This is a genomic window from Mucilaginibacter terrenus (assembly GCF_003432065.1).
Classification (GTDB): Bacteria; Bacteroidota; Bacteroidia; order Sphingobacteriales; family Sphingobacteriaceae; genus Mucilaginibacter; species Mucilaginibacter terrenus.
The window spans coordinates 1,348,758-1,368,520 of sequence record NZ_QWDE01000001.1 but is presented as its reverse complement, the minus strand read 5'-3'; the positions used below and the strand labels follow the sequence as shown (position 1 = coordinate 1,368,520).

Below are 19,763 nucleotides of genomic sequence, written 5' to 3'. Positions count from 1 at the left end.
AAGGATCAGTAGACCCGCTCGAAATGAACCATCTTCCCGGCAGCATTTATTCCCTCGAGCACGATTTTAAGCTTTTTGGTAAAGCCGTTATAAAAAAAGGGGAGTTCCAGCTTATGGGTTTTTTCATCAAAGAGCACGTTAGGCTTCCATAGCAAGGTTGACCGATTATCCACAACGTCGTTTGCAGCCGTTAATTCGGTTGCGGGCTCGGGCATATAGAACTCTTTAACAGGGCTATACCCCGTGATTTTTGACCTTGGGGAATTATCTGCACTGTTCCTTATACCCCTGCCGCCTTTGCTGTAAACAGCAATGACACCACCTTCGCTCTGAAAAATGCCACCTTGTGACGGATCATAAATTTTAACGTAATCCATTTCGGCCATTGGAAGTGCTCTGATATCAGCTGGGGAAGATTCGTTATTGTTGAGATAAAATTTCACTGGTGCCTTACGCCAAGTGATGCCTGGTGCCAAAGATGTTGCACCGGATATCTGTAATCCCGGTATATTCATTTGCAAATATTGAAAAAAGCTAAGATAATTGATTGACTTTGGGTCACTGCCTAAATCAATATTCCGAGAAATGCCACCTCTGAAAAGCCCTTGTGTATATTTTTTATCAAGCGCTTCCATATTTGTTGAAGCCGTCCCCTTGATCACCACTTCATCAAGGACGTGATTTCTTGGTCCGGAATGAAGAAGATCATATTTTGGGGGCAGAGTATCCTTGCGTTCAAACGCTGTCATCTTAAGTATTTCCGCTGCAGCGTTTATTTTGAACGGGTAGGATGGAAGTAGACCATTAGAAAGCTCGATCGGCAATACAGTTGCGGTTCTGTTTCGGTTTGAGCTAAATTTGAACATAACTGAACCTTCCCCGTAAAAAATTACGCCCGCTTTATAGAAGCCACCGTTCTTGGTTTCTGAGAAATCCAGCAGGGCACTTTCACCATCTGCAGGAGTAATAATGCCGTTAATCGCAGCTTCTTTTGAAGATGTTCCCTTGAACGCATCTTGTAGTTTACCACTTATCGTGAGATATTCTGATTCAATTAACGGGTTTTGCGGTAGGGGTGCGGCAGTCCATTTATACTTTCGCCAGCCGTTTGTCAACATAACCAGATCCAGGTTTCTAATTGTAGAATCTTCCCGATTTCTAAAATAATAACCGGGCTGATATATTTTCCCGTGAAGGTCGCCCGTCAGCAATAAATGCGTGATGATATTATCCGCATCGGATGAGCCATCTGCAAATTCCGCATCGGTTACCGATATTGATAGGTTTGCTCTTAAAGAGTCCGGCTTAAATAAGGTTATCTTATTTCGTGAGCGCTTTTCTTTCCGGAGACTTTCGGGCAACGCTTTGACCTCAAAACCATAATTGTCGTTGTTTACAAAAGAAATTCTTTCAGTCAACGGCTGCTGTTTGGAATTAAAAACGGTTAGGTATAGTATTCCCGTGGGCAACCCGGCGGTTGGTATGGTGATTCGGGCGCTTGTTTCATGCTCCAGGTGTACAATTGACTGGTATACCACGGTACCGTTTAGTACGGCAAGAAGGCTGAGCGTTCTATCTTCCTCCCCAACCTGGTTAGTCCGGAACAAAGCAACTTTTCTGCTGTTGCTTGCAGCGCTAACTTGTAGGACAACGCCCTGTTCCAAAACTGGAGGAAGCTTAGTACTGTGATGTTGCCCGTCTTTCGTTTGCCAGATTGCTGTATAGGAGTAATTATTACGCGGGATAATCGTACAACTACCCATGCCATCATGAACGGTAGCGAATTCCGCGACGTCCTTGCCATTTTGGTCTTTAATCCTCCCTTCCGCTTCTAATGGGAATTCATTGTCGCCGGTAATCTTAAATGCAAGTACGGTAGGCAGGCCGGCTACCCAGTTGCCGCCTTCCGGAAGGAATTTTGCAGATGCGTTCACATGTATCTTTGCGTCTGAACTTTGTACCCGGTTCAAAATCTGCAGTGTTTTTTTATAAAGAAGGCTCGTATCTCCATTAAGGGTTGCAACGGTATAAGCACGGCATTGAGTCACCAGATCCCCATCGTTGGCTGATATAACGGCGAAGCCCGACGAGGTTGATGCTATTATTGGCGCTGTAAAACGGCTGCTAACTTGTCCTGACGAATTAAGCAGTTCTAAATAAAAGTTTTTACTCGTGTTAGACGGCCTGCCGTCGGTAAATAAATAAGCCTTGAACCATACTGTATCCCCCTTAAAATACCGATCCTGGTTAAAATGGATATAAATCTTTTCACGATTTTTGGCCTGAGTATTTACCATTTCTGAGAATGAAGTATTTTGCGCGGATACTTTGGCTGTAGTAGCGGTTAAAAGGAGTATTTGGATAAGAAGGAAGCGCATTCTAGAGGTTTTTATATTTTATATATCTAATCCTGTGATTTCTGATCCAAGTAGCTCGGATATGAGATCTTTTCAAGGTAGTCATCTACAAACGTTCAATTTAATATCGTCTAATAATATAAGGGCTTTAATTAAGTTTAGGTTAAATGGCGAATAATTGTAGGTATTTTTTCTTTGATTGTAATCCTTAACTCGCCTCACAACTAGGTTTTTAATGGCCTGACCCCCATATCCTTTAATTTATTATTTGATATTTAATTTTATGATTAAATATAACTTTTTTGTTTGTTTTTATTAGATTGATATTTTAAATTTATATCATGTAAGTTAATTAATTAATGGTTAACACCTTGGATTCGTTAGTTCAAGGTTCAATCAGTGAAACTAAATTAATTGATGTAATAGATTAAAAAGAATATTGTTGGCCGACAATGCGGGAGTAACCTCTTTGCCCAAAGATAAAGAAGGGGGAGTGATTTGCACACTTCAAAGCGACGCTGAACATCCGATCCATGGCGAGAGACAGGGGAGGTAATTGAAAGTTGACCACTTAAAAAGTGGTGTTACCATTATGAGAAAAATACAATTAAACCGTGAAAAACTGCAATTAAAAAAACTTTCTTTATTCAAGGACAAAATTAGTGACCTGAATACGGAAAGCATGTTGAACGTACTTGGGGGAAGCGGCTACATTAGTCAGGTCGTTCATTGCGGATCAACTGCTGGGAGTGGTAATCCACAGGGATGTGTAGGCGCAACTACTGCTCTCGGCAGTTGCTTTTCAGCTTGTGGATGTTAAAAGTAGCAGTTCCCGGCAGACCGGGAACTGTTTAAAATCATAAATTAGGTTATTTCTGTTCGCATGATAACACGCATTTGGTCAATCACTGTATTACTTCAATGTTCTACGTTGAATTGTTATTTTTTCAGAGATAACATACCACTCATTAATTCTTGATTGAACTGGTCAATATTGATGGTATGCAGCATATCGTAAATACGTGTTCTGATGACCTTGAATTCTTCATGTAAAGGACAGGGATTGATCTCCGAACATTGTTTAAGACCCAAAGCACAACCCCTGAAAAGACCATCTCCATCTATAGCCTCTACAATATCACTAATTGGACGTTTTAAACTTTCATCTGTGATATAAAAGCCACCATTAGGGCCCTTAAATGAATTGACAATCCCTTTACGGCTAATATTCTGAAGTATCTTGGCCAGGAAGAACTCTGGTGAATCAATACCGGCAGCAATCTCTTTGATGCCGACTTTACGCCCCTGTACGCCGGTATGAGCAATAAATAGCACCGCCTTGATTCCGTATTCGCATGTTTTTGAAAATATCGCCATAATGTGAAAGCAAAGATAAGAAAAAATAATAAAGGATAAATTTGTCTTTTATTATTTTAGTGCATAGATTTGTCCTGTTGATCAACCACAAATGATTTATAACATTAAATAAAGGATAAAAAGGTATTAATATATTATTATGACAACAGATCAAAAAGCTCTCATTACCGCAACCGTTCCCATATTAAAGGAAAACGGGGTTCTACTTACCAAATATTTTTATAACCGCATGTTTACGCATCACCCGGAACTGAAAAACTTGTTTAATATGGGCAATCAGAAAAGTGATAAACAGCAAACAGCGCTTGCGCTGGCTGTGCTGGCTTATGCAGAGAATATTGCCAACCCGCTGGTTTTGTTACCGGTGGTGGACCGAATTGGGCATAAACATGTGAGCCTGGATATTCGGCCGGAGCATTACATTATCGTAGGAAAACACCTGATCGCCTCAATTCAGGAAGTGTTAGGCGAAGCTGCTACACCAGCTATAGTAGGTGCCTGGACAGCTGCTTACCAGCAGTTAGCCGCCTTGATGAGTGGTCATGAGGCGGGTATATTCCAACAGAAAATAAATACAAAATACGGGTGGACGGGCTGGCGGCCATTTGTTGTACAGAAAAAAATTGCCGAATCAGATGAGATCACATCCTTCTATCTGTACCCTTCAGATGGTGGCAAGGTGGCTAAACACCAGGCGGGCCAGTTTATTAGCCTGCGTACCTTCCTACCGGAATTAAAGCTTAACCAGGCCCGCCAATATAGTATCTCCAGCGCACCTAATCATGATTACTACCGCATATCGGTAAAACGGGAACTCGGCCAAGAAATTGACACGAACGGAATGATCAGCAACCGCTTACATGATCATGTGCATAGCGGGAATATATTGGAGATCACTGCACCAGCTGGCAATTTTGTCTTAGCAGATGACCTGGACGCGCCGGTAACCCTGATTAGCGGTGGTGTTGGCCTTACGCCCTTATTGAGCATGTTGCAAAGCCTGATCGCTAATGAGCACCAACATCAGATTACCTGGTTGCATGGTTGCCGGAATGAAAACGTGCATGCCTTCAAACAACACGTGGAGGAGATTGGTTCGGAATTCCCGAATTTTAATCAATATACTTTCTATAATGAACCGACGGAAACCAATAAACGAGCGGGTATTTATGAAGGCTTTCTGGACATAGCCGTGATACCTCAACTTAATCTTGATCTGAACGGCCATTACTTTGTTTGCGGACCCCCCGTTTTCATCAAAAAGCAATACCAGGATCTCGTATCAGCCGGCATAAGTAAAGACCGGATCTACTTTGAAGAATTCGGGCCACAAGTGCTTTTACTAAACTAATCTTTTAAATCTTTATATCATGCTTACGCTAAAACCGAATACCCAGACTGCTTGGGCAGCCAATCCTAATATCCATGTTGTTTTTAACCCCATCAAATCTTACCTCAAATTTGTGGATAGTCAAAAAAATTACCGCACGATGTGGTGGTTTGTTAATCTAATGGTACATGGCAACCTGGTACTTGCTGTGCCTGCCGTCGTCATTTATTACTTTAATGCGCCAGTCGTTTTGCTGGGTATAACAGTACTTGGTTTTTTTGGCAACTTAGTCGCAAATATGGGGGGAGCGGGAATTCGTGTTACGCTAACAGCGTTCTTTGCCAGCCTAATTGTCAACCTGGGCATATTGCTTTATTATATTTTGTGATAGTTTACGGAACAAAGCCAACAAACGCTGGCTTTGTTCCGTATTTGCGTTTCTTAGCAGCCTTGAAAGCCAGAACCCGTGCAGGCAATTTCATTGATTCATAAGAAGTTGTATTAAAGAAACAACGTGGCTAGCATGAATATACCTGCCGATGTGACTAAATTGTTAAGCTATTTGAGTGATAGCTTTATATCCGGAAGTCCCCTATCAATTTTGAACAGGTGATTGAATCCTCATCTTGATTGGCCCAAGCCGAACATCCGGCTTGATACTGAATTATTCAATAACTAATGCCATTAAGTATGACTTTGATGATAAGGTGAGCAGATCCTGGTTGCGCTTTAGCTTGTAAAAGTGAAAGGCTTATGTTAACCATAGCTGATAATGGCAGGGGCTTTCCGCCCGGCTTCAACCTTGAAATGCCACCAGCCGGGTATGAAAATGATGGAAGCCTTAAGCAAACAGCCTGGTGGTAAGTTAAAGTTGAAAACAAAGGAGGCGTTCGCTTAAGCATTCAATTTCAGGTAGCATATGAATTAGCTGGCTTTTTGAATGAACTTTAAAATCCTTCTGAAGAAACTGAGGTTATAGAAGACCGATTTCAAAGGCCTGACGTATAAGAGGATAATGCGAACTTTTCTAATATTTGGGGTATATTAGATGTTTGAAGGTTGTCAGGAAATTAATTTGGATAAGAGTCAAAAAAACACTTTCAAGGCCAATCAGGCAATCTAACCAAGCGAAGATCCAAATAAGCTGATTTTACGAGCACGCATTTTATGAAACAGTATAACACCGTAAAGGACCTGCAACTGATAAGTGAAAACGTTTTTGAATGTTCCATGGCTGGTTTTTGGGATTGGGATATGATCAGTGATGAAGAATATCTCAGCCCCCGTTTTAAAAAAATGTTTGGCTATGAAGATCACGAGATGGAAAACAATCATGATTCCTGGCAGGAAATAGTATTTAAAGAGGATTTGCAACCTATGTTTGACTTGTTCCAACGACATATAGATTCAAAAGGCGCCGTTCCCTTTGAAACTACTATCAGATATCGTCATAAAAACGGCAGAACTATTTATGTTCGATGTAATGGGAAGGTCGTAGAGTGGACCGAAGACGGTAAGCCTGCAAGGGCAATTGGTTCCCATATTGATATTACAGAAGAAAAAGAACTGCAATTACAATTATCTGAGGCGCTTAGTCAGCGGGATTTTCTGTTGAGCGAAGTACACCATAGGGTCAAGAATAACCTCAACATGATTTTAGTCATGGCGCGACTGAAACAAACGGAGAAAAGAATTGAGTTGACCGACATTGAAGATGCAATTGTTACCACTGCCAACGCCTACGAATCCATTTATAAGAAAGGTGAGTTCAGTGAAATAATGATAGAAGATTATTTAAACCGTGTAATCCAGCCAATTATCAAAGACCACAACATTGCCTTACTTATTGAGGCTGACCAAATTAAAAAAGGGCTGGATTTCCTTGTTCCGATTGGTTTGATCATAAGTGAATGCGTTAACAATAGTTTAAAGCACGCTTTTAAAACTAAGTTAGAAAAGGTCATTCGCTTAAACATACGAAAAGAGAATAATGCCATTTATTTATCCTATCATGACAATGGATCAGGATTTGATCAATGCATTCTTAATGCGCTTGATACCCTGGAATCTTATGGTATATTTATTATCAAAACATTGGCAGAACAATTAAACGGAAACCTATACTTATCTAATGATAACGGTGCCAAGATCGAAATTAACATCAATTTAAGTCCGGCACATTAAACATGCGTTATTGCGTTGACTGAACTTGGTACACCCTGTTACTTATTAAGCCATTCATAAATATATTGGGCATCCTCATGCCAGGTAGGTTGTGCAAGGACGAGGTGGTTACGGCCCTCAAATTCTTTAAAGCTGGTGATCCCCTGTGACCGGTATTTTTTATAGGTCGCGTAATTCAATTTTGCCGGAACGATATGGTCCGTGCTGCCGGCGGTGATCAGTAAGGGTGCGTGAGGACGGGTAAAGTCGATCTTTGCCACTTTTGTTAGCCCGTCCCTGGAAATCATTTTCGATTCGGGGATGCAGAATTTATCATACGTTGCTTTTTGTTCTGCTTCCGGCATGCCGTTCGTAAAGGCAAACTGCCATTGCGAAAAGCTCATCAAAAATGATTTCTTAGTTGAGCTGAAATAGCCCAGAGGCCCCCATACTGACCTAAGCATAGCAAGGCTGAAACAAATAACGCCCTGTGGTGCTACCGAATGGATGGCCACACCTGCAGCCGCGAGATTACGTTGTAATAATAGCTGGGTGATCAGCCCGCCCATGGAGTGTCCGATCAATATGGGCTTCTCCGGCAAAAAGTTTATTTGACTGGCATAATAATCAGTTAATCTTTGTAAACGCATCGAGGCTATGGCTTCACTTGGCTGGCGGCTGCGTAGCACTTTAGCCGGGGCGTCTTTATTCGGCCAGGGTATGACGAGGCAGTCATAGCCCTTCGCTTCGAAAAACTTCTTCCATTCATCCCAGCAGTTGCTGGCCACGAATGCTCCGGTAATAAATACGATTGTTTTTGATACGATATGGTTGGTCGATTTCATAACATGATTAATTAAATACGTGTTTACATTAAAATTTATAGGATAGTTGCAGAGTCGGACGTACGCCCTGCTCACGGTTACGGACAGCTGTTTCCCAAAACACCTTTCCCTCCAATACTAAACGCTGGTTGGCCAGGTAGGCCAAGCCTGGGCCAATACCTAAAACCCGTTCCTTCGTATTGGCTAGGCCATCCACGTTTTGGTAATAGCGGCTGTCCCCGTTGTTGGAGTCCTGGTTTAGCTGCGTGAGATAGTAAGCGCAGGCTTCCGCGCGAAAGGTTTTATACAGGGTTTGTTCAACTGAAAAATTCACATTATAGAACATGCCGGGATGGACAGCTGTCCCGATCAGCTTGGTATTGTAATTAATATGATTACGCGAACTGATGCTCAGCTCCCTGTTAAAGAAATAAGTAAAGGAATAATGGGCCGAAAAGGTGTAAAAATGGGAGCTCGGATTGCTCGCGTCGTTATGGTTATAAGAACCAGTTGGCAGATAAAAATCAAGCTCTGCCCGGCTGAAGTACGCATGGTTAAAAAGCTTTCTATTCCCCCAAACGATGGCTGGGGCTACAATGAGGTCACCAAGGACGCCGTTGTTAATAGTAGGTGTCGGCCCCCCCGCATTGGTTGCCGAAATCCTGACAACAGGCAGGAATGCGGTAAGTCCGAATAATCCGCCAAAAACTTTGTTATTGCCTAACCAGACAAATTGGTGTATAGTTGTATAAGTGTTGACTTTTAGATTTGTCGGTAACTTATTACCCGCGCCATCCCGGAAAGAATGAGCCTGGTATATCTGTGAGAAATTGGCGTAATAAATGCCGGGACCGGGGGTAATACCATCGGTTATATTGGCCAGCCCGAGGTTGACAGCCGGAAGCGAAGGGTCCTGCGCTTTGGCTGCAAAATTGAATAAAATTATACCGGCGAGTACCAGTGCTGTTTTAACACCAGAAGATTTACTTAAAGACGTTTTCATGACGACAGGTTTTAATGCTATGCGTTGGAAAACGCATAGCATGTTCTGAAGGATTAGAAAGGATATTGACGGTTTTGATACTGTACGCTCACCCACTGCACCGTCGTCAATTCGTCCAGAATAAAGTTCCCGCCGAACCTTCCGGTGCCCGAAGATCTTTCTCCGCCGAAAGGGGCATGTACCTCATCATTTGCCGTTTGGTCGTTGATGTGCATCATTCCGGTTTCAATGCGCCTCGCCAGTTGCATGCCACGATAAACATCCTTGGTGTGGATGGCGCCGCTTAAACCGAAAGCTGTTCCATTGGCAAGCTCAACAGCCTCGTCGTCGTCTTTAAAAGAAATCAAGCCGACAGCCGGGCCAAAAATCTCCTCCTGGAAGATGGGCATATCGTTAGTTATGCCTGATAAAACGGTCGGCGTCAGCAGATTGCCTTCCCAATGATTGCCGCATTCAACAATCGCCCCGGCCTCCACGGACTTGGCGATGACTGCCAGGATGCGCTGCAATGCTTTATGATCGATCACCGGGCCAACCACATTCGTCGGGTTAAGCGCATCTCCGTATGGCAGCGCTTTCACCTTTTCAACGAACTTCTTTTTAAATTCGTCATAAAGGCTTTCATGAACCATAATTCGGTTTACTGAGATACAGGCCTGGCCCTGGTGAAGAAACCGGCCGAAGGCCGCAGCTTCAACCGCATAATCTACATCTGCGTTGTCCAGTACGATAAATACATTATTACCGCCCAGTTCAAGTGCAGACTTTTTTAACCCTTCTCCGGCGATTTTGCCTATGCCGCGGCCTACGGGCGTAGAGCCGGTAAAAGAAACCATTCTGGACACCGGGTGCCCGGTGAAATAATCGCCTATGACATCCGATTTGCCGATTACGATGTTTAATACCCCGGCAGGCAAGCCGGCTTCCTCCAGCACTTTTGCGATCAGCGTTCCGCCGGTAACGATAGACTGACTGGCGGGTTTTACGACCACGGTATTGCCCGTACCTAACGATGGTGCTATGGTACGCATTGAAAGATATAGCGGAAAGTTCCAGGGACTGATCAGCGCGATGACGCCTAGCGGTTTGCGGTAGATGTAGGATTCCTTGCCGTCGATGGTGGAGGGCTGGATAGCGCCGTGCATGCGGTTGGGAAAGCTGGCAGCTTCGATCAGAATATCACGGGCTTGCTGGGTTTCCACATAAGCTTTGATATATGTACTGCCCGTCTCCACGGCCAGCCACTCTATAAATTCCTCCTTACGCGCCCACAGGTTTTCGGCCGCTTTCAAGAGGATGTCACGCTTTAATAATGGGTTGGTATCCCGCCACGCGGCTTGCGCGCTTTTGGCCGCTGCGAATGCCGCATCGACGTCCGCATGATTGGCTGAATTCAGGCTATGGATGACCTTGTCAGAAAAAGGATTCAAATTGTCAATGATCGCGGTGTCTGCGCCGTCCACCCATTTACCGTTGATAAACTGCTTGTTAAGGTCGGAGTATCTTTCCATCTCTTTCAAAAATTTATATGAATAATTGCTTTACCTGCTTGATCTAAAACCTGTGCCACAACAGGCAATTAATTGACAGTCAATTAATTGCAATTTAAGCTCAACTCCTAAATACTTTATTTCGTAAAAACAGAATAGGAATTACGAAATAAAACAGAAGTCATACGATAAAATTCCGACGTGCCTGGAAGTCAGCTAAACCGCCTGCGGCAGTTCTTACCGCCGGTTTGCCTTATTTACTTTATTTCGTCATCTCCATACTGCCGAATGCGAAATATCGGTAGAATTCGAATCAGCTTATTTATAATTATCTGATTATCAACTAAATGTATAATATGGCATTATTGTAGTAACCTCCAGGCAACGATAGGGAACGCGAAAGAACATCTACGTTTCGGTAATAATTAAACATAGATCACACCAAATGAATAACCCATTAAAATACGGACAGCTTTACACCAGGCTGGCATTAGGCATTGGATTTTTATCAGCAGTAGCAGACCGGATGGGCTGGCTAGGGCCCAAAGGCCTGCACAATGTCGATTGGGGAAACTGGGACAATTTTATTACCTATACGCAGTTATTAATGCCTTTCCTCGGCCGCGGCGCGGCGAGCTTTATGGGCATTTTGGCGACCATAGCTGAAGCGGTATTCGGTCTGCAGTTATTGATTGGGTATAAAACCAAGCTTGCTGCGATCGGCTCTTTCCTGTTGCTGTTAACGTTTGCTTTGTGTATGGCCGTCTTTATGGGTATTAAAGCGCCGTTCAACTATTCCGTTTTTCCGGCGAGCGCGGCGAGCCTGTTGTTAGCTACTGTTGTCACCTACGACTGGAGCCTGGATAATTATTGGGGTACCAAGTCGAAATTTTAATATCAACTATAAATTCAAATATGAAAACACGATTTAACCTGCAATCCGCTGTCCCCGACGCCTATGCACCGCTTATTCAAATGGACAAGCTGCTGGCTGAGACCAAACTGGAACGCATTCAAAGAGAAATGATCAAGATCCGGACTTCCCAGATCAACGGTTGCGCCTATTGCCTCAATGCGCACACTAAAGATGCCGTAAAATATGGTGAAAATCCGCAGCGGATCTTTGTAATGAGTGCCTGGCGTGAGGCACGAAATTGGTTTAGCGAAACGGACCAGCTGATCTTGGAATTAACCGAAGAGGTTACCCTGATCAGTAACCATGGCGTAAGCGATGCAATATTTGAAAAAGCGGTCGCTTTATTGGGCGAAGAAACCACGGCTAAAGTAATTCTCGCGATAGTCGCCATGAATTCCTGGAACCGGTTAGGGATCGCATTCAGCAAACACCCGGAATAAAACGGGATTGTCAGCGATACTACATTTGCCGCCTTCAGGGATAGAATTCCTGGAGGCGCGGCTATTTTAAAGCGGACCGGTGCAAAAATAGAAGTAGTCTTCAGGCAGATCTTTAGCCAGTTCATCTGCAACAAGCCGAAATACCGGTCGGGGCGGAGCAAAAGGATCAGCCGGCTGATCACACTCAGTTTCGCCAGTGCGCATCCAAAAGCAATGGAACTATCTTCAGGAACGCCTTGTTTAAGGACAATTGTTAATTCGCCAAGTGACGGAATGTTTGACAGTAAGCAGCACAAATGCCGGAACATTCAAAAGATCATAGGAGCTATTCGCCTTTCCTTCCATATTCACCTCCGCAAAAGGGCAGCGTCACCCGTCCTGAAATTAATTTTGTTTGGTTTGCTGAAAGTTTGCTTGTCCTGGTGGGTACCTGTAACAAATTGGAATGCCTTATGAATACTTTTTCTTTCGTGTGCGGCCACTACATGACGGAGTTTAAAAAAGAGGGTACCAAGCAGGTACAGATGATATGGTGAAGTAAATGGTCACCGGTCATAAGTTTAAATAGCTTGTCGGTAAATTTAAAAGGGTTCGTGCATAAGGATACCGTTCGTTAGACAAGTGTCGAGTAAAGGTTGGCTTCCTTGATACCGGCCTACTATGTCTAGTTCCATGCAAGATTATACGCAACCTGAGACCCCGTAATCATTCCCTGACCGCCGGCCGGACTGTGGATATGCGCCGCATCACCCAGGAAAAAACTGTTCTTAGTGCTGAATTTTTCTATACACCGGTGATGCTGGTAGAGTTGGCAACCAGTTAACTTTTAATCTGCATCGGAATTTTTGCGGTATCTATTATGAACTGCTTAAAACCGGCCAGGTTCGCGACGGTGGTTGACTGACCGTCGTTAGGCAATGTTTCCAATCCTTTACGAATAGTCTCCATATATCGGCAAAAAAGCGAAAAAGCTGTTCCCGGCAGGCATCGCGATTAATCGCTAAGGAGACTAATGTCGTTTGATCTTTGCGTTCACTACGGAGATTTTTTTTGGTAAGTTCCCCCGGCAAAACTCATTTGAAGGGCATGGCGGACTGGGCTTGATGCGCCGTCGCAGGCTAAAATGAAAATCAGCTTTGATCGTTAGCGGCAGCGCGATACGATGATTGACCGGCTGGCTACTACTTTGACGGTTTTTCCTGCTGAAGCACACACTTGAATTCAGTATTCCATTGTACTTCTCGACCGGTGCGTATAAGGATTGATAGAGCAACTCCTCATTCTTATATTGTTCAAACGTTTTAAATTCCGGGAAACCGGTCAACGCTGCACCTGCGTCAGGTAGATTAAAGCGCGCCTTTTTCTGCGCCATTAATAAAAATAAGCCGGTTTGGAATCTGTTTGGTTTTATTACAACCCCTTGCCGTCCCATCTGCTGGTAAATCTCAAGGCTGCGCCATTTAAGGATTATCGCACGTGATTCTGCCGTAGGTCTTGATCTCTGGTCAATAATGATGAGTTTACAACCGAAGCGGGCTAACTGGCAGGCAGCCAGCAAGCCGGTTGGGCCCGCTCCGATAATAATCATTTAATACGCATCACTATTGCAGGAAAGCATTATTTTCTCCAATAGTTGTTGGCTGCCGCAATGGTCGCGAATTCCAAAGCGACGGTCTGGCCGATCGCGATCAGCATGGCCGCATCTTCGGCATAAACCGGCCTTAGCTTTTCTCTTATAGTGGCATCAGGCTGTGTAGCCTTTATAATTAACCGGGACATTTTCATGGCCAGGGCCCGGCCTTCTTCCGGCGTAGCGGTAAGTAAGGTATTACCGGGTATTAGTTGTATATTTTCGCTCATAGCTTATGTGAATTAATGTGATTGTTGACGTTCTTTAACGGATACTGGGTAAAGCCTGGCACGGTCGGCCACCATTGGATCAGCGATCTCAATGCCTTTGGGCAGGTTGCCCGGATTGTAGATAAGTGCTTTGTCCGCCTCCAGGCTATTATCGGCCAGCCGACTGATGGTGATCGTTCCCAATAAGATGCGCTTGCGCTCATTCGGCCAGGCGATCGAAGGATTTTCGATTTTGTCCCCGGTTTCGGCAACCTGCGCATACAATTTAAACTTAACAGCACCTGCACCTATGCGGGTCTTAATCTCTTCCGAAAGATAATTGTCGCCGGTATTTTTGAATTGCGCTGCGGTCAAAAATTGCTCCCCGGCCTCAGGGATGATCTGATAGCGGATGTAACATGAAATACCCTTGCTATTAATAAACTTGAAACTGTTTACGCCAAAGTAGGAGAGCGTACCGTAACTTACTGATGGTGGCTTTTGCGTGGTTACGAAGTGCTTGGCAATCGGGTGTGTCCCTAAGAACTGCTCGATCGCGTTTGGATGCGGAGCCTTTGGCCCGCTCCTGGAAATGTTCAGCAAAAATTCCCTGAATTCATCTGTCGTAGCAACCGGGAAACCATTAAAGCTATGTGCGATAATATCGGTGCTTTTACCGTTTCCCAGTTGAAATTTGATTGCCATACCACGCGGATTAGAACCTCCGGTCGTATCAGATATATCGGGAATACCGGTAAAATCGGAAAATCTGACCATCACCGGCAGGGTGCGGTACTGAAGATGCGGTGCCATAGATAAGTTTTTAGCAATGGCTGCGGGTGCGAAGGTCCCTTCGAGAAAAACGCCTTTAGCATGGACCGCCCTCGCGTTTGGATGTTTACCAAAAGCTGCATGCAATGCGTCAACCATTTCAGCAGGGGTGGCTTGGGTACGGGTGATCTGCGCAAAGGCAACACTGCCATTTACAATCATTAAAAGTAAACCTGCAATAACGCAGCGTTTTTTGGTCAAAATCATGCCACCCCGCCGGGGATCCGCATAAAAGCTGTTTTTTGTGATCATTTTTTTGGTATAATTCAGTAATTCGTTGATTACGATCTGAAGATCATGCGCAGGGACTGGTCTCTTGATATGTAGGCTATCGTCCAGTTATACAATGTCCTTAATTTATTCGTATAAGTTACCAGGGAGATCAGGTGGATAAATAACCAGATAAACAGTGCAGCAAATCCTTTTAAATGAACTTTATGCTTAAACATATCTACTACTGCATTATGCCGGCCAACGATAGCCATATCTCCTTTGTCGAAATAGATAAAAGGCTTCAGGGTCTTGTTGTTTGCCATGGCGATGAAATTGCGCGCCAGGTTCCGTCCTTGCTGTATAGCGACCTGGGCCAGCTGCGGGTGCCCGCGCGGGTAAGCAGGATCAGTAGTCATGATAGCTGAATCCCCAATCGCGTAGACATGGTTGAGCCCGTTGACTTTATTATGTTCGTCCGTGATCATGCGTTGGCCGGCACCGCGCATTTCGGGCGCAATGCCATCGAAGCTGTTGGCGGTAATGCCGGCGGCCCAGATCAGCGTCTTCGCTTCAATCATCTCGCCGGTAGTCAGGGTAACGATGCCGTGCTCGAAATTCGTCACGCGGGTGTTTAATTTGACCCGGACGCCGAGCTTGATCAAAACGTCTTTCGTCTCTTCATGCGTCTTTTCGCTCATAGGTGCCAGCAGGCTGGATCCCCCGTCCACAATGTAGATCTCCCCGCCGCTGTTTTTGATTTCCGGGTAATCTTTGAGAATGATATTCTTTTTCATTTCCGCAAGCATACCCGACACCTCCACGCCGGTTGGCCCGCCACCTGCGACAACGATGGTCAATAGTTTGCGGCGCTCTTCAGGGTCCGTACATGTGGAAGCTTGCTCGAGCGTTTTCAATAAAGAATTGCGCATGAGTAAAGCATCATCGATGGTTTTCATCGGAAGTGCGTATTTTTTGACATTCTCATTCCCGAAATAGTTCGTGCGGGCACCGGTGGCGAATACCAGTTCATCGTAGGGCAACTCGGCATCGTTCAGATAGGCAATTTGTTGAACAGGGTCTATCCGGATCAATTCACCCATTCTGAACCTCACCTCCTCATTCCGGAATAATTTTCGGAAAGGATAGCTGATGCTGGACGGATCCAAAAAGCTGGTCGCCACCTGGTAGAGCAGAGGTGGAAAATAGTTATAGTTGTTCTTGTCGATCAGTGTAATCTGATAAGCTTCGCTCTTCATCACTTCCCGGGCCAGATTCATTCCGGCAAAACCACCGCCGACAATGAGCAGCTTCTTTTGTCCTTTGTTTTCCATAAAATTAAATTACCGCTTTAAGCACCCTGTCGCTGTTTTTGAAATCCGAAAAATTCATTCCGGTCGTGTTCTTAAAAAACTTGCTGAAATGCGCCATATCATAAAAGCCAAGGTCATAGGCAATGCCCTTCATGCAGCTATTTGAGAAAACGGCCTGCCGCTTCGCTTCCTGCGCTACCCGCTGGCGGATATGATGTCCCGCAGAATGTCCGGTCATCTTCTTGATGACCTCATTGAGATAATTGGGTGTCACGGAAATTGCCTCCGCATAATCTGACACCATCTTTTGCGTGCGGAAATTCTTTTCTAAGAGGGCCATGAAACTTTCCAGGATTGCCTCGTTACGAGTCTGTCTCGGAAGCTGCGAATGATCCATTTGCGCGGCGAGGTACATCAGGAATATTTTAAGATATTGTTTCAGGATTTCCCGACGATACAAATGGTTACGGCTGAATTCCCTTAGCATTATGGCCGTGATACTCTGCATCTCCTCTGTCTCCGGTCCAGTGGTAATCGTCTGGTTACGGGCGAAGACCTGGTAAAAACTCCCATCCCTGGCTGTTATATCACCTTCCGGCCTATTCAGGAAGGACGTGTTAAAGGAAATGGCATAACCTTCAGCTTCCTCATGAAGCTGAATACCGGAAAGCTGCCCAGGTTGGATAAACAACAAATGATTATGCCCGATCAGGCCCCTTTGCTCACTAATGCAATAAGTACCTTGTCCCCGGGTGATCCAAATAATAAGAAATTGACCGTTTCTTTGAATTAAGCTGTTTTCGTCAATGTTGGTTAACATACGAATGTCAAAAGCCGGATTTCCGTTCCCATCTTGGCGATAGTCTGGTAATAAGTTGTTTAGCTGTTTCATAGCATTTCGTCAGGGTATAGAGACAGATGCCAATATTCCATAACTGTGCCTCTATTTATAAATCATTCATAATCAATGTTTTAATAATTTTAAATTTTGAATAAAGACGAAATATCCACTAAAAAGACTGGGAGTTACGATATTTCGTAATTCTGCTTGAGACGTTCCGCCAACAGGTTTAGAAGGTTGCATTGGCCCGAAGCTATAATCTGTACAATAAAAGCCCTGTCCTGTACATTGACCACTGCCGTTTAATGCACCAGTTTTATCGCAAGTAATTTCAGCTAAACTGGTTAACTAAGATGGGCAGGAATGTATCGTCAAAGTTGCAAGCCCACAGCATATCGAACCCTTTAATCTGGTAATCAGGTAAGCGATCGAGGTAGAATTGATCTTAAATGAAACGAACGCCAATTCCGTAAAATATGGTTTTGAGGGTAACAATGGCAAGATAATTATTAGTTTACGGCTGATGAACGACAATCAGGTTTTGCTTACCTTGGCTGATAGCGATAAAGGCCCCGGTAAAGAATTCGATATCGATAAGGCATCACCGCTGGGTATGGAAAGGATAAAGGCGTTATGCAAGCCAGTCGGCGGAAAGTTAAGGATTAAAAACAACGGTGGTGCAGCTATAAGTATTGTAATTAATTTGGAAACAGCAGCTGATGAAGCGGCAGCTCATGATCTGTTTACCTAGTCTGCGTGATATGAAGAAAAAAATTCTTATTGTTGAAGACGAATCGATGATCGCCCTTGATCTTAAACTGATCCTGACAAGGGCAGGATATCAGGTATGCGGAATCGCCGATTCTGTCGTAGATGCCATGAAAATGATTGAAGCAGAAAAACCTGAAATGGTTTTACTTGATATATTTTTGAAGGGTCCTCAGAACGGCATTGACCTGGCGAAAACACTCACCAAAAAGAACATCGGCTTTGTTTATCTGTCGGCTAACTTTCAGGAAAGCATCCTGGAGATGGCAAAGATGACCCAGCCTTATGGGTTTTTGGTCAAACCATTTCGGGAGAAAGAATTGCTTATTTCACTGGATGTCGCTTTTTTCCGGCATCAAAACAGTATCGAATCAAAACTGCGTCAGGAAGAGGAGCTGGAAAAAACTTTAAAAGAATTGGAACGCCATTCTTTGGATTTTAATCAAAAGGTATTAAAAATGATCCGTTCCCTTCAAGCCTATATTCCTTACGATTTCTTGAGAATTTATATTAAGAGGCCAGAGACGTCGGGCCATGTGGAAATTTCGTTTATGCGAACCGGATTTAATGATTACCAGGCCTTAACCCGGGAGGATCTTGTAAATAGCACCCGGTTGAAGCCTGAGGAATTCAATAATAAGCAAAACATTACGCTGCAAACGATTAAGGCGGAGTATTATAATCATGATCACCTGAAGGAAGCCTGGAAGATTTACCCGCTGAGAAAAGCAATCTCGGATGCTTTTCAATTGGAGTCCTTTCTGCATTTTCCGATCTTGTTGCCGGGATCCGAGATTGTAAGCCTATGCTTTTACAGCCGCAAACCCGATAGCTATCTTCCCGATCACCTTTCGCTGATGCAACGCATTCAAAAGGCGCTCACCAGTGTGATGGAAAATATCTGGTCCGGCCAACAAACCGGCTTAGCTCATATCAGGAGTGAAAATTACAGGGAACATCCGGGCAGTAAGGAAAGGAAAAAAGTTTTCGACGGTATCATTGGTAGAAGTCACCAAATGCTGAGCGTACAAGATATGGTCGCTGTGGTAGCCCCGTTAGATACCTCGGTTCTGATCCTCGGAGAAAGCGGTACGGGTAAAGAACGGATAGCGAAAAGCATACATGAACTATCTCCACGAAACCAAAAGCCGCTGGTGATCGTCAACTGTGCGTCTCTGCCTGCCAACCTGATCGAATCTGAACTGTTCGGGCATGAAAAGGGAGCCTTTACGGGAGCTATTGAAAAGAGAATTGGTAAATTTGAGTTGGCCGATAAGGGTACGATCTTTCTTGATGAGATTGGCGAAATGCCTGCCGAATTGCAGGTGAAGTTGTTGAGGGTTTTACAGGAACAGGAAATAGAAAGGATTGGCGGACGGGCACCGGTCAAAATCAATGTCCGCATCATAGCAGCGACGAACCGCAACCTGGAGAAAGAAGTAGAAGAAGGCCATTTCAGGCTCGACCTCTATTACCGTTTGTACGTGTTTCCGATATTGATTGCGCCTCTCCGTGAGCGCAAAGAAGATATTGCGGTTCTCATCGACCATTTTATCGCCAAGTATGCCCGAAAAAGCCAGAAGGAGATCACTGGAGTTACTCCCGGTGTATTGGATCAACTGATCAACTATCACTGGCCGGGAAATGTTCGGGAACTGGAACACCTGATCGAGCGGAGCGTACTTTTAAATGAGGGGCCCTATATCCGTGAGGTTTTTCTCCCAAAACTTTATAGCAGCCGCACGGCAGAGTTACCGGCTGATAACGGTAAGCTAAAAACGATTGACGATAACGCCAGGGAACATATTTTAACGGTGCTGAGAAAATGTAAAGGTAAAATAAGCGGTGCTGGCGGTGCAGCAGAAATCCTGGAAATCTTACCTACAACCCTTCATTCAAAAATTAAGAAACTTGGTATCCGGAAAGAGGATATTTAACTTAACTACCATTCAAATCAGAGCCCGGCTGTACACCTACAGCCGGGTTTTTTCATGATAGGTAATTTATACGATGATATCCATAAACGATACATTGATTCACTGTGCCTTGTCGGGGAACTTT

21 protein-coding genes and 1 pseudogene are annotated in these 19,763 nt (G+C 44.3%); 9 read left to right on the top strand and 13 right to left on the bottom strand.

The window, feature by feature from the left end; genetic code table 11:
- Window positions 1–5: 5 nt before the first annotated feature.
- On the bottom strand, window positions 6–2,378 hold the full coding sequence (locus DYU05_RS06045) for a hypothetical protein (protein WP_117382060.1): 2,373 nt from the start codon (window positions 2,376–2,378) through the stop codon (window positions 6–8).
- A gap of 571 nt (window positions 2,379–2,949) precedes the next feature.
- Here DYU05_RS06045 and DYU05_RS20875 point away from each other — a divergent pair.
- A complete protein-coding gene (locus tag DYU05_RS20875) occupies window positions 2,950–3,177 on the top strand; it encodes a class I lanthipeptide (protein WP_133300171.1) in 228 nt (75 codons plus the stop codon).
- Between the two features lie 119 nt (window positions 3,178–3,296).
- Here DYU05_RS20875 and DYU05_RS06040 read toward each other — a convergent pair whose 3' ends face one another.
- Window positions 3,297–3,734, bottom strand: coding sequence for an RrF2 family transcriptional regulator (locus DYU05_RS06040; RefSeq protein ID WP_117382059.1), 438 nt, complete (start codon window positions 3,732–3,734; stop codon window positions 3,297–3,299).
- 139 nt (window positions 3,735–3,873) lie between these two features.
- Between DYU05_RS06040 and hmpA the strand changes: the two genes are divergently transcribed.
- The 3 genes from hmpA to DYU05_RS06025 all read left to right on the top strand — a co-directional run bounded on the left by hmpA (window position 3,874) and on the right by DYU05_RS06025 (window position 7,248).
- Complete coding sequence (gene hmpA / locus DYU05_RS06035) at window positions 3,874–5,085, top strand: NO-inducible flavohemoprotein (protein WP_117382058.1); 1,212 nt, start codon at window positions 3,874–3,876, stop codon at window positions 5,083–5,085.
- Window positions 5,086–5,104: 19 nt separating this feature from the next.
- Window positions 5,105–5,452: a hypothetical protein gene (locus DYU05_RS06030; protein ID WP_117382057.1), complete on the top strand. Its 348-nt coding sequence runs from the start codon at window positions 5,105–5,107 to the stop codon at window positions 5,450–5,452.
- A gap of 779 nt (window positions 5,453–6,231) precedes the next feature.
- Window positions 6,232–7,248: a sensor histidine kinase gene (locus DYU05_RS06025; protein WP_117382056.1), complete on the top strand. Its 1,017-nt coding sequence runs from the start codon at window positions 6,232–6,234 to the stop codon at window positions 7,246–7,248.
- Window positions 7,249–7,286: 38 nt separating this feature from the next.
- Here the strand turns inward: DYU05_RS06025 and DYU05_RS06020 are convergent, their stop codons facing one another.
- Genes DYU05_RS06020 through DYU05_RS06010 form a run of 3 tightly spaced genes read right to left on the bottom strand, consistent with a single transcriptional unit; the run spans window position 7,287 to window position 10,565 of the window.
- Complete coding sequence (locus DYU05_RS06020; protein WP_117382055.1) at window positions 7,287–8,072, bottom strand: alpha/beta hydrolase; 786 nt, start codon at window positions 8,070–8,072, stop codon at window positions 7,287–7,289.
- A 28-nt stretch (window positions 8,073–8,100) separates the two neighbouring features.
- The gene (locus DYU05_RS06015) at window positions 8,101–9,054 is read right to left on the bottom strand and encodes a SphA family protein (RefSeq protein ID WP_165852003.1); all 954 of its coding nucleotides are present in this window, start codon (window positions 9,052–9,054) and stop codon (window positions 8,101–8,103) included.
- A gap of 53 nt (window positions 9,055–9,107) precedes the next feature.
- Window positions 9,108–10,565 carry an aldehyde dehydrogenase family protein gene (locus DYU05_RS06010; protein WP_117382053.1) on the bottom strand — a complete coding sequence of 486 codons (1,458 nt, stop codon included), beginning with the start codon at window positions 10,563–10,565 and terminating at the stop codon, window positions 9,108–9,110.
- 424 nt (window positions 10,566–10,989) lie between these two features.
- On the opposite strand from DYU05_RS06010, the gene DYU05_RS06005 reads away from it, so the two are divergent.
- Both DYU05_RS06005 and DYU05_RS06000 read left to right on the top strand, forming a co-directional pair.
- Window positions 10,990–11,439 (top strand): DoxX family protein, encoded by a 450-nt coding sequence (locus DYU05_RS06005; protein ID WP_117382052.1) that lies wholly within the window; start codon window positions 10,990–10,992, stop codon window positions 11,437–11,439.
- Window positions 11,440–11,459: 20 nt separating this feature from the next.
- The gene (locus tag DYU05_RS06000; protein ID WP_117382051.1) at window positions 11,460–11,900 is read left to right on the top strand and encodes a carboxymuconolactone decarboxylase family protein; all 441 of its coding nucleotides are present in this window, start codon (window positions 11,460–11,462) and stop codon (window positions 11,898–11,900) included.
- A 66-nt stretch (window positions 11,901–11,966) separates the two neighbouring features.
- On the opposite strand, the gene DYU05_RS21035 is transcribed toward DYU05_RS06000, so the two are convergent.
- Window positions 11,967–12,104, bottom strand: a complete 138-nt coding sequence (locus DYU05_RS21035) for a hypothetical protein (RefSeq protein WP_165852002.1) — start codon at window positions 12,102–12,104, stop codon at window positions 11,967–11,969.
- Between the two features lie 92 nt (window positions 12,105–12,196).
- Here DYU05_RS21035 and DYU05_RS05995 point away from each other — a divergent pair, with 92 nt between their 5' ends.
- The gene (locus tag DYU05_RS05995; RefSeq protein ID WP_117382050.1) at window positions 12,197–12,436 is read left to right on the top strand and encodes a hypothetical protein; all 240 of its coding nucleotides are present in this window, start codon (window positions 12,197–12,199) and stop codon (window positions 12,434–12,436) included.
- Window positions 12,437–12,564: 128 nt separating this feature from the next.
- Here the strand turns inward: DYU05_RS05995 and DYU05_RS21490 are convergent.
- The 7 genes and pseudogenes from DYU05_RS21490 to DYU05_RS05965 all read right to left on the bottom strand — a co-directional run.
- Window positions 12,565–12,690: pseudogene (locus tag DYU05_RS21490) on the bottom strand (FAD-dependent monooxygenase); the annotation flags it as partial.
- 29 nt (window positions 12,691–12,719) lie between these two features.
- Complete coding sequence (locus DYU05_RS21405; RefSeq protein WP_262511248.1) at window positions 12,720–12,848, bottom strand: hypothetical protein; 129 nt, start codon at window positions 12,846–12,848, stop codon at window positions 12,720–12,722.
- A 61-nt stretch (window positions 12,849–12,909) separates the two neighbouring features.
- A complete protein-coding gene (locus DYU05_RS05985) occupies window positions 12,910–13,488 on the bottom strand; it encodes an FAD-dependent oxidoreductase (protein ID WP_117382049.1) in 579 nt (192 codons plus the stop codon).
- 29 nt (window positions 13,489–13,517) lie between these two features.
- Entirely contained in the window at window positions 13,518–13,760 is a 243-nt protein-coding gene (locus DYU05_RS05980; protein ID WP_117382048.1) for a hexameric tyrosine-coordinated heme protein, read from the bottom strand.
- Window positions 13,761–13,772: 12 nt separating this feature from the next.
- A complete protein-coding gene (locus DYU05_RS05975; protein ID WP_205771797.1) occupies window positions 13,773–14,822 on the bottom strand; it encodes a catalase family peroxidase in 1,050 nt (349 codons plus the stop codon).
- A gap of 29 nt (window positions 14,823–14,851) precedes the next feature.
- The gene (locus tag DYU05_RS05970) at window positions 14,852–16,114 is read right to left on the bottom strand and encodes an NAD(P)/FAD-dependent oxidoreductase (protein ID WP_117382047.1); all 1,263 of its coding nucleotides are present in this window, start codon (window positions 16,112–16,114) and stop codon (window positions 14,852–14,854) included.
- A gap of 4 nt (window positions 16,115–16,118) precedes the next feature.
- Entirely contained in the window at window positions 16,119–16,985 is an 867-nt protein-coding gene (locus DYU05_RS05965) for a helix-turn-helix domain-containing protein (RefSeq protein WP_117382046.1), read from the bottom strand.
- A gap of 472 nt (window positions 16,986–17,457) precedes the next feature.
- On the opposite strand from DYU05_RS05965, the gene DYU05_RS05960 reads away from it, so the two are divergent.
- Window positions 17,458–17,685 carry a hypothetical protein gene (locus DYU05_RS05960; protein ID WP_133300170.1) on the top strand — a complete coding sequence of 76 codons (228 nt, stop codon included), beginning with the start codon at window positions 17,458–17,460 and terminating at the stop codon, window positions 17,683–17,685.
- Window positions 17,654–19,639 (top strand): sigma 54-interacting transcriptional regulator, encoded by a 1,986-nt coding sequence (locus DYU05_RS05955; protein ID WP_205771796.1) that lies wholly within the window; start codon window positions 17,654–17,656, stop codon window positions 19,637–19,639. The genes DYU05_RS05960 and DYU05_RS05955 overlap by 32 nt, the downstream gene beginning before the upstream one ends.
- Window positions 19,640–19,763: the final 124 nt, after the last annotated feature.

Coding starts and splice junctions, on each gene's coding strand:
- DYU05_RS06045 (WP_117382060.1), bottom strand. CDS start 2,378: ATGCGCTTCCTTCTTATCCAAATACTCCTTTTAACCGCTACTACAGCC.
- DYU05_RS20875 (WP_133300171.1), top strand. CDS start 2,950: ATGAGAAAAATACAATTAAACCGTGAAAAACTGCAATTAAAAAAACTT.
- DYU05_RS06040 (WP_117382059.1), bottom strand. CDS start 3,734: ATGGCGATATTTTCAAAAACATGCGAATACGGAATCAAGGCGGTGCTA.
- hmpA (WP_117382058.1), top strand. CDS start 3,874: ATGACAACAGATCAAAAAGCTCTCATTACCGCAACCGTTCCCATATTA.
- DYU05_RS06030 (WP_117382057.1), top strand. CDS start 5,105: ATGCTTACGCTAAAACCGAATACCCAGACTGCTTGGGCAGCCAATCCT.
- DYU05_RS06025 (WP_117382056.1), top strand. CDS start 6,232: ATGAAACAGTATAACACCGTAAAGGACCTGCAACTGATAAGTGAAAAC.
- DYU05_RS06020 (WP_117382055.1), bottom strand. CDS start 8,072: ATGAAATCGACCAACCATATCGTATCAAAAACAATCGTATTTATTACC.
- DYU05_RS06015 (WP_165852003.1), bottom strand. CDS start 9,054: ATGAAAACGTCTTTAAGTAAATCTTCTGGTGTTAAAACAGCACTGGTA.
- DYU05_RS06010 (WP_117382053.1), bottom strand. CDS start 10,565: ATGGAAAGATACTCCGACCTTAACAAGCAGTTTATCAACGGTAAATGG.
- DYU05_RS06005 (WP_117382052.1), top strand. CDS start 10,990: ATGAATAACCCATTAAAATACGGACAGCTTTACACCAGGCTGGCATTA.
- DYU05_RS06000 (WP_117382051.1), top strand. CDS start 11,460: ATGAAAACACGATTTAACCTGCAATCCGCTGTCCCCGACGCCTATGCA.
- DYU05_RS21035 (WP_165852002.1), bottom strand. CDS start 12,104: ATGCGCACTGGCGAAACTGAGTGTGATCAGCCGGCTGATCCTTTTGCT.
- DYU05_RS05995 (WP_117382050.1), top strand. CDS start 12,197: ATGCCGGAACATTCAAAAGATCATAGGAGCTATTCGCCTTTCCTTCCA.
- DYU05_RS21405 (WP_262511248.1), bottom strand. CDS start 12,848: ATGGAGACTATTCGTAAAGGATTGGAAACATTGCCTAACGACGGTCAG.
- DYU05_RS05985 (WP_117382049.1), bottom strand. CDS start 13,488: ATGATTATTATCGGAGCGGGCCCAACCGGCTTGCTGGCTGCCTGCCAG.
- DYU05_RS05980 (WP_117382048.1), bottom strand. CDS start 13,760: ATGAGCGAAAATATACAACTAATACCCGGTAATACCTTACTTACCGCT.
- DYU05_RS05975 (WP_205771797.1), bottom strand. CDS start 14,822: ATGATCACAAAAAACAGCTTTTATGCGGATCCCCGGCGGGGTGGCATG.
- DYU05_RS05970 (WP_117382047.1), bottom strand. CDS start 16,114: ATGGAAAACAAAGGACAAAAGAAGCTGCTCATTGTCGGCGGTGGTTTT.
- DYU05_RS05965 (WP_117382046.1), bottom strand. CDS start 16,985: ATGAAACAGCTAAACAACTTATTACCAGACTATCGCCAAGATGGGAAC.
- DYU05_RS05960 (WP_133300170.1), top strand. CDS start 17,458: ATGAACGACAATCAGGTTTTGCTTACCTTGGCTGATAGCGATAAAGGC.
- DYU05_RS05955 (WP_205771796.1), top strand. CDS start 17,654: ATGAAGCGGCAGCTCATGATCTGTTTACCTAGTCTGCGTGATATGAAG.